Source organism: Acinetobacter sp. UBA3132 (genome assembly GCF_002364825.1).
In the GTDB taxonomy this organism is placed as follows: Bacteria; Pseudomonadota; Gammaproteobacteria; order Pseudomonadales; family Moraxellaceae; genus Acinetobacter; species Acinetobacter schindleri.
The window spans coordinates 30,676-36,565 of the sequence record NZ_DEZM01000192.1 but is presented as its reverse complement, the minus strand read 5'-3'; the positions used below and the strand labels follow the sequence as shown (position 1 = coordinate 36,565).

General features: G+C 41.2%; 6 protein-coding genes and 1 pseudogene. 3 read left to right on the top strand and 4 right to left on the bottom strand.

Annotated elements, in window-relative coordinates; all coding sequences use genetic code 11:
* The coding region (gene betI, locus B4033_RS10495) for a transcriptional regulator BetI (RefSeq protein WP_286833740.1) at nt 1–481 on the bottom strand (481 nt) is incomplete at its 3' end.
* A gap of 269 nt (nt 482–750) precedes the next feature.
* Here betI and B4033_RS10490 point away from each other — a divergent pair.
* On the top strand, nt 751–2,787 hold the full coding sequence (locus B4033_RS10490; protein WP_376745275.1) for a choline transporter: 2,037 nt from the start codon (nt 751–753) through the stop codon (nt 2,785–2,787).
* Between the two features lie 28 nt (nt 2,788–2,815).
* The gene (locus tag B4033_RS10485; protein WP_004894827.1) at nt 2,816–3,424 is read left to right on the top strand and encodes a MarC family protein; all 609 of its coding nucleotides are present in this window, start codon (nt 2,816–2,818) and stop codon (nt 3,422–3,424) included.
* An 8-nt stretch (nt 3,425–3,432) separates the two neighbouring features.
* On the opposite strand, the gene B4033_RS10480 is transcribed toward B4033_RS10485, so the two are convergent.
* Complete coding sequence (locus tag B4033_RS10480; protein ID WP_004809384.1) at nt 3,433–3,636, bottom strand: hypothetical protein; 204 nt, start codon at nt 3,634–3,636, stop codon at nt 3,433–3,435.
* A 90-nt stretch (nt 3,637–3,726) separates the two neighbouring features.
* Entirely contained in the window at nt 3,727–4,740 is a 1,014-nt protein-coding gene (locus B4033_RS10475; protein WP_004894832.1) for a M48 family metallopeptidase, read from the bottom strand.
* A gap of 407 nt (nt 4,741–5,147) precedes the next feature.
* Here B4033_RS10475 and B4033_RS10470 point away from each other — a divergent pair.
* Nucleotides 5,148–5,486, top strand: a pseudogene (locus tag B4033_RS10470) (P-II family nitrogen regulator).
* Between the two features lie 158 nt (nt 5,487–5,644).
* Here B4033_RS10470 and B4033_RS10465 read toward each other — a convergent pair.
* A partial coding sequence (locus B4033_RS10465; protein WP_286833733.1) for a hypothetical protein occupies nt 5,645–5,890 on the bottom strand: 246 nt, incomplete at its 5' end.

The following is a 5,890-nucleotide window of genomic DNA, read 5'->3' as shown; positions in this document are numbered from 1 at the left end:
CAATCAGCGCAGCCAAACCTTGAGCGGCTTTTTCAGCTTGTGTCTTAGGCAGCGCTTTCATGAATTCGTACTTGATATTGGAATGCAGGCGGTAATGGTTGACCTGCTGTAAACGGTGTAAATCAGGTTGATGCAGACTGCTGGCCCAAAATGCCAGCCAGACTTTCATGGCCGCTTTATCTGTTTGTGGGGCAGCAAAGTTGCCTCGCACAATGGCCAGTAAACGTTGTTCAGGTGTGCTATCCACTTGGGACTGCATTTCTGCAACAGACTTACCTAACTGCTGCAATAAATAACGCATCGTTGCTTCAATGAGCCCATTTTTACCGCCAAAATAATGACTTATGATGCCGGTTGATACTCCGGCGCGCTGGGCAATCTGACTGATTGAGCTTTCGGCAAAACCCAATTCATTCACGGCAGCTAAGGTGGCATCGATTAATTGCTGGCGACGGATCGGCTGCATACCAACTTTTGGCATAGGACTAACCTGAATAACGAATATAACAATAGAAAACCATTCTGCTAGATCAATAGCGGAGTGATGTAACAATTCATAAACGCTTTTTTAATTGAACGTTCAATTAATAAAAATTATAGTGCCAGCTCACCCTTGATGTACAGCGCAGTTTGTTTTGGATTTGCAAAAGTTTGTAATTCACAAAAACAAGGCAGCTTTACCGCAGGCTCTTGCTTTCAAATCACACTGCACTGTAGATCATCCGGCAACAAAACGATGGTCATGGATTTATGCAAAAGAAAAACGAAGAGGTGCAAGATAGTCTGAATAAAGTGGTCTTTTATTTTTCGGCAACGCTTATTCTACTGTTTTCTATCATCACCATTTTATTTAATGAACAGGCCAATCAGGTTATTACCAATATTTTAAACTGGGTCAGTGCGACCTTTAGCTGGTACTACCTGTTGGCGGCAACACTGTATCTGGTCTTTATCCTTTTTATCGCCTGCTCCCGTTATGGCGAAATTAAATTGGGTCCTAAACATTCCAAGCCAGAATTTAGTCTACTGAGTTGGTCGGCGATGCTATTTTCTGCCGGAATCGGGATTGACCTGATGTTTTTCTCGGTGGCAGAACCGCTTTCCCATTATATGCATCCACCGGTGGGTGAAGGCGAAACCTTTGAGGCTGCACGTCAGTCCATGGTCTGGACGCTGTTTCACTATGGTTTAACCGGCTGGAGTATGTACGCACTGATTGGGGTCGCACTGGGCTATTTCAGTTATCGTTATAACCTGCCACTGACCATCCGTTCGGCACTCTATCCCATCTTCGGTAAAAAAATTAATGGTCCAATTGGACATACAGTAGATACTGCTGCGGTACTCGGGACGATTTTTGGTATTGCCACCACCTGCGGTATTGGCGTCGTACAATTAAATTATGGTCTGCATGTGCTGTTTGGTTTACCGGAAAATCTCTGGGTCCAGACCGCTTTAATTCTGGTGGCCGTGATTATTACGATTTTTTCTGTCGCTGCCGGTGTCAATAAAGGCATCCGGATCCTGTCTGAAATTAATATCTATGTATCAATTGGGCTGCTGCTATTTATTCTATTTGTCGGTAATACCGAGTTTTTACTGGGTGCTTTAATCCAGAACTTTGGCGACTACATTAGCCAGTTTCCTCAACTATCTTTGACCAGTTTTCCTTTTGAGCAACCGAAAGAATGGATGAATAGCTGGACCTTGTTCTTCTGGGCATGGTGGATCGCTTGGTCACCTTTTGTGGGACTTTTTCTGGCACGAATTTCACGTGGTCGTACCATTCGTGAATTTGTCACTGGGACTTTGGTTATTCCATTGTTATTTACCCTGACCTGGTTATCTATTTTTGGTAACAGCGCCTTATATAGCGTTATTTTTGATGGTAATACTCAGTTAGCAGCGACCGTTCTCGATAACCCGGCCCACGGTTTTTATGATCTGTTAGCCCAATATCCCGGCTTTATGTTTACCGCAGGCGTGGCCACGATTACCGGTTTATTATTCTATGTGACCTCGGCAGATTCTGGAGCATTGGTATTAGGCAATTTCACCACTAAATTTAGCAATATCGAGCATGACTCTCCACGCTGGCTCAGTATTTTCTGGGCGATTGCCATCGGTTTGCTGACTTTGGCAATGCTCATGGCGAATGGCGTGACAGCATTACAGAACACTACGATTATTATGGGTCTGCCTTTTAGTTTCGTGATCTTCTTTGTGATGGCAGGTTTATATAAATCTTTGCGACTTGAAGATTTCCGTCAAGCCAGCACCAGTCTGAATGCAGCGCCTGTGGTCGGCAATGTCGATATTTTTAACTGGAAGAAACGCCTGAGTCGGGTCATGCTGCATCCCAGCTTGAACCAAACCCGAAACATGCTGGATGACGTGTGTAAACCGGCAATTCAGGCTGTAGCCAGCGAGCTGATCAGCAAAGGGATACAAGTCGATGTACAGGAAAAACCGGTTGATCATGAACCTGAACTTTATCATCTGGATTTAGTCATTCAGCTGGATGAAGAAGAAAACTTTGTCTATGCCATTTGGCCAGTACGTTATGACACGCCAAACTTCAGTGCCCGCGGGAAACGTACCAAACGCTATTACTACCGTCTGGAAAGTTACCTATTTGAAGGTTCTCAGGGCAATGATCTGGTGGGTTATAGCAAAGAACAGGTGATCAATGACATTCTGGATAAATATGAACGTCATATGATGTATCTGCATATCAACCGGATTAGTCCGGGTAAACGCCCACTGTTTCCGGATCGCGAATCTTAGGATAAGACCCATTAAAAAGGATTGAATAATGTCAGAAACTTTAAATGCCTTTGCCCTATTTTTCTCCCTGCTCAATCCTTTTTTGATGAGTATTTACATGCTCGGAATTATCCGTAATTCCGAGGCTAAAGTATTCAACATGGCATTGATTCAGGGCAGTCTGATCAGCTTTATTGTGTTCATCATTTTTGCAAAAACTGGTGAAGCCTTCTTTCAGGAAGTGCTGCATGTCCGCTTTGAATCCTTCCAGATTTTTGGCGGTATTATCTTTCTGGTGATTGGCTATCGTTATGTATTTGAAGGTGCCGATACGATTGGGGTCATGCGTGGTGCACCCAGTCATCTGGCGGGCACCATTGCCATGCCCTTTATGATTGGTCCAGGAACCATTTCGGCATCCGTGATTACCGGCATTCAGCTCAGTTTATGGCAAACTATTCTGGTGATTTTCTCTACCCTGTTTCTGACCTGTAGCCTGTTAATTCTGATGAAATATTTACATGATCATTTACAGCATAAATACTCCAACTACATCGATTTATATGTCGATATTGTCGGTCGTGTTGCTGCTCTGCTGATTGGGACAATTGCGATTGATATGATTGTCACGGGCGTCAGTGGCATCATGCAGGGATAATTCAATCATTATAAAAGCCGTCTTAACTGCTTGTTGCGCGTCACCAGCCCTAAGACTTTTCGGCGGGCCATAATATCTTCTTGACTGCATTTCAGCATTTCACTGAGTTGTTCAATAGGTAAATTATTATTTTCAATCAGTATAATGTCCTGCTCACGTGTCCAATGGGCCGTGAGCAATTTAGCGGTTAATTTCTTGGTATTTACTCTCATTCATTTCAACGCATCATCAAACAATTGATTTCAGTTTAAAACACTATAAATCATATGCTGTTGAAGTCTGGTAAATCCATGTTTATCAAGTTATAGCACCCTTTTCACTGTGCTCAAGGCGTCTTTGGGTTGACTCACTGGACTTTGACTGGTGACGCTGGTTTGCACATTCGATTTGAGTACATAATGGAGCTTACCTTCTGCATCCTTGGTGATTGACTCAATATCAATATTACGTACCAGTTGACCATTAATCAGTAACCTCGTATTCGGATCTTGTTTGATTTCAATCAGATTTTTAGAGCTCAACTGTTCCGTAGTGCTTTTATCATAAAGCGCCATCGGGCTATCCAGATTTTCTTCGGCATATTTTAGACGTTGCTTTAAAGATGGATGCCGTTGCATAAATGCAGGTAATTTGCTTTGTATCGGGTATTCTTTCAGAAAAGTCGGATAGAACTGAGCGAATACTGCAATTCCCTGTTTAGGGTTATATCCTGCTCTTGCCATAAGTTCGAGTCCCAACAAATCTGCTTCTTTCTCCATGCGGCGCTGATAGGTACTGCCATACCCATCATGCAATACGCCCGTAATCAGTGCTGAAGTTCCTGCTGTTGCCCAAGCAGTTCCCACTAAAATTGGACTTACAATATATTTCCAGCTCTGTGTTTCGCGCTGATGCTCACGAATAACATGTGCCATTTCATGCGCCAAAATGTACGCCAGCGCTTCATCATCCAGCATCGCACGATTTACCATCTTGTAGCTCATGAAAATCATGCCATTAGCCAAGGCACCTGCATTGGATTTGTCTGAATGATAAAGATGAACGCCCCATTTAATTGTTCGATCTGCTGAAATGTAATGATCCGTATAAGGAATTATCCTGTTCATAATTTTAGCGCAACGTATTTCAGCTTCACTTAAATATTCTTTTTCGATAAGTCCCGTTTTTTGGGTAAATTTACGCTTCGCCTGTTCAACGACCTGATCTTGAGATAACAACATGAGTTGTTTACGGTCAGCTCCGTGTCCCATATGAGTGGTATTGATACAACCCGTTAGAGCCCCAACAGCAATGAGTGCTGAAAATAAATTTTTCATACAAAAAATTACATTTTATTAACATTTGATTGTAGTTTTAGCGAAATTCTTTTGAATTGTGAAGCTGTATTTAATAAATTTTTGGTCACTATTCCATTGCTAATCACTTAGAAAATAATTTTTTCAACTAAGCTTCTGAATTAATTATTTTTATATTAAAAATGAGAATTGGTTAAGGTTAAATCAGGATAAGCAGAATTAAAGCAAAGAAATAAGATTAAAAAAAGTAGCAGTACTCATTTCTAACTTAATCCTCCCTTTTATTCATATAAAAGCAATCTGAAAAATCATTCATGCGGATTTCATGTCTAATGAAGTGAATTTGAAACAGTAAATACATATTTAAATTGTATCTCTCTTCAATGGCTTCTATTTTTAAAGAATTAAGATAAGCCAAGGAGATCGAGATGAAATTAATAACAGCAATTATTAAACCATTCAGACTCGATGATGTACGTGCTGAACTTTCTCATCAGGGTGTTCATGGTTTGACAGTCACTGAGGTAAAAGGTGCCGGACGCCAGAAAGGTCACTCTGAAATGTATCATGGTGCTGAGTATAGTGCTGAATTCCTTCCGAAAGTAAAAGTATAAGTTGCCGTCCCAGATGAAAAGGTAGATCAGGTGATTGAAGGTATCATTAAAGCGGCATGTACCGATAAAATTAGTGATGGCAAAATTTTTGTCACTCCTTTAGAGCAGGTCGTGCGAATCAGAACCAGCGAAACTGGAGTAGCAGCAATTTAGGCATCTTTTGTAAAAGTAAAAATTTATCTCTACAGAAATGCTGTTTATGCATCTATGCAAATTATATTTCAGTTAGTGGATCTATATAACTTGATAACTTGCAGAACAGCTCACCTATCTCATGATGGAGTGAGCTTTATTCTGGATAACTTGAGTATTTATTTTTGAGTTTTAGCTTCGACTGTTTTGGCATGTAAGACTTCGCTATCTGCTACCGTTACTTTCTTTTTCTCAAGATATTCTGCTGCCTTAGCAATATTTTTTTCTGCAAAATGCAAACCACCCTCACCTGCCATAGTGACGGTCGTAAACATGCAAATGCCGCCTAATAATGCGAGAGTAAATATTATTCTTACTTTCATCGCTTCCCCTCCAAATTTGTAATTACTGAATTGATTTTTCTT